Genomic DNA, 2972 nt, shown 5'->3' with positions numbered 1-2972 from the left:
CAGGCCGTACATAATCATATTTTTCCGCCGCCTCACAAAGAGATGATAGAACGTCAATTCTTGCAATGAGACTAGCTGTTTTTCTAACCCTATCTGAATGAAGCGCCACTTTGACTCTAACCTCTTCAAAGAGCTCTTTTTCTATATCTAGTATTTTGTCCTCGGCGCCTAATAGCTTCTCTTCGTAATCCTTAAGCTCCTGGGTGATGTATCTCTCTGCATTTACGAGCGTCTGTTTTCGTATATAGTGCTCAGGAACTGAGTCTAAGTGAGTTTTAGTAACCTCAATGTAGTAACCAAACACTTTGTTATAGCCAATTTTTAGAGAAGTAATACCGGTTGCCTCTTTTTCTCTTCCCTCAAGCTCTGCAATCCATTTTTTACCGTCCCGCCTTATGGACCTGAGCTCATCTAGCTCTGCATTCACACCTTCTTTAATTATCCCGCCCTCTCTGGATGAAACAGGCGGCTCGTCTACGAGAGTATTTTGGAGGAGCTCTTTTAGATCTTCAAGCCCATCGATATCCTTGGAGATTCCCTTAAGTGTTTTTGCTTCAGAGCTCTCCAGCTTTTCTTTTATCTCTTTTATATAGGAGGAAGAGTCTCTAAGAGAACCTAAATCTCTTGGCCTTCCTTGGGTGGTTGAGATTCTTCCAATCAGTCGTTCAATATCGCTTATGTCCTTAAGCACCAATCTAATGTCAGTTTTTAATCTGGGGTCAGATCTAAATTCAGTGACGCTATCTAACCTTTCTTCTATATTCTTCTTATTTATAAGCGGGTTTGCTATCCAGAACTTAAGCATCCTGGCTCCCATAGCAGTCATGGTCTCATCGAGAACCCAAAACAGAGTTCCGTGTTCACTCTCACCCCTAATTGTGTTTAGGAGCTCTAAATTTGTTTTAGTTGATTCATCAATTAATAAATAATCAGACTTCTCATAATATTGAGGCTCATCTAAGGGAGGCATCTCATCCATCTGAGTGTCTTTTAAATACTGGATCAAAGCTCCTGATGCAGTGATAGAGTCAGGGTGTTCTTCAAGCCCAAAGGGCTCAAGGGTTTTTGCAGACAGATGCTCTAATAGAAGCTCTTTTGAACGGTCAAGGTCCCAAATCCATGGGTCAAGTTCTGTAACTAGAATATTCTTAGACCCTATCAAATCTGATCTTGAGATATTTCCTCTATTTTCTTCATCTTGAAGTAATAGTTCTTTAGGCTCTATTTGTGAGAGCTCATCTAATAAAGCATCTAATGAACTAAAAGAAGTTGTTCTAAAAGTGCCGGTTGAGATATCTGTGTAGGAAAAACCATAGGAATGGTTATTTACATAAACGCTGGCAAGGTAGTTGTTTGATTTCGAGTCTAGCTTTTCTGTATCTATTATTGCCCCAGGTGTGAGTACTCTTACGACCTTTCTTTTAACGACGCCTTTAGAGGTCTTGGGATCTTCTACCTGCTCGCAAACGGCAACTTTGTGTCCTTCTTTAAGTAGCTTGGCCAGATAGGGCTCAGCACTGTGAAATGGCACTCCGCAAAGCGGCACCGGATTTTTGCCTGATTTGTTTCTGGATGTAAGCGCTATGCCCAGTACTTTTGATGCGACCTTGGCATCGTCGTAGAACATCTCATAGAAATCCCCCAGGCGGAAAAAAAGGATAGAGTCCGGATACTCCTTTTTAATGGAAACATACTGCTTTAGCATCGGGGTCTGCTCTGACATAGCTAGATGATTATATCAATTAAGGGTTAAAGTCTCAATTTAGGAATAAAAAAAGGGGCTGACACTAGCGTGAAAGCCCCTAAAATTTTTTGTGAAAAGTTTTAGAGTTTAAGCAGTAGCCATTCTTTTTCGCATGACTATAAATCCAACCAGACCTAAAACACCAGCCATGGCAATTAGTCCCCACTCGGATAACGTTGGAACATTTCTCGCTATTCTATCAATGAAGAGCAAGCAGTATGGATCATTAAGACCTCCACTATTAGGTGTTACGAACACATCTATGAAAGCACCGGTATTGGCGTTGTAGCTTAGAACTTGATTTGAAAAATCATCGCCTACATATAATATACTATCAAATGCAAATAGAAGCCCTATGGGATTGGATAAACCCCCGCTACCGCTGGTAATGAAATCATCTATGAAATTCCCTGTGGTGCCATTATATCTTTTTACCTCACTAGTTTGATTACTTGATACGTAGAGATTTCCATCAGGTCCGAAGGCAAGGTCAACCGCACGTATTAAACCTCCGCTGTTGTTGGGAACAAATATATCTATAAATGCTCCTGTGGCACCATTATATCTAAATACGCCATTCTCAAGAAAAGAGCTTACATAGAGATTACCATCTGGTCCGAATACTAGACTAGTAGGACTATCCAAGCCCCCATTTGCTGCCGTAGCAACAAATTCATCAATGAATTCACCTGTCTCTCCATCAAATCTGAGTACGTTATCATTAGAAAAGCTTGCAACATATAGATTTCCATCAGGGCCAAAAATTAGTGAATCAGGAGCATCAAGACCCCCACTACCTGCGGGCACAAACACGTCGATAAAAGAACCAGTTTGGCCATTATATCTAATTACATTATCAGAAGCACGACCCGAAACATATAAATTGCCATCTGAGCCGACAACACCTCCTCTAGGCTGATCTATACCACCACTCATAGAAGATACGAAAGGATTTATAAATGATCCGTTTATACCATTGTATGCCAGTACTTCATCAGTTTCTTCACTGCAGACCAAAAAAACTTGAGCATCAGAGTTTGATATATTAAAGGTACAAACGAATACGAGGACTAATAGTAGTTTTTTCATTCTTATTTCCTCCATCTACATTTGTAGAAAAGTAAATTACGAGAATTCTAGCATAGTTTTATCTCGCCACCAACAATTAATATTTGCCCCTACTTAACTTAGTGTTACAATCTAACGCTATGGCAAATGAGAATAGCGT

The 2972-nt window shown here is 40.2% G+C and carries 2 protein-coding genes; both read right to left on the bottom strand.

The window, feature by feature from the left end; genetic code table 11:
* Positions 1-1723 (bottom strand): DNA mismatch repair protein MutS (gene mutS / locus AAF462_11335; protein ID MEM7009715.1); only part of this gene is annotated, 1723 nt, incomplete at its 3' end.
* A 108-nt stretch (positions 1724-1831) separates the two neighbouring features.
* The gene (locus AAF462_11330; GenBank protein ID MEM7009714.1) at positions 1832-2833 is read right to left on the bottom strand and encodes an IPTL-CTERM sorting domain-containing protein; all 1002 of its coding nucleotides are present in this window, start codon (positions 2831-2833) and stop codon (positions 1832-1834) included.
* Positions 2834-2972: the final 139 nt, after the last annotated feature.

The organism is Thermodesulfobacteriota bacterium (assembly GCA_039028315.1).
GTDB lineage: Bacteria > Desulfobacterota_D > UBA1144 > Nemesobacterales > UBA2774 > CR02bin9.
Note: the sequence above shows the minus strand (reverse complement) of the source record. Positions and strands in the feature narration are given on the sequence as shown.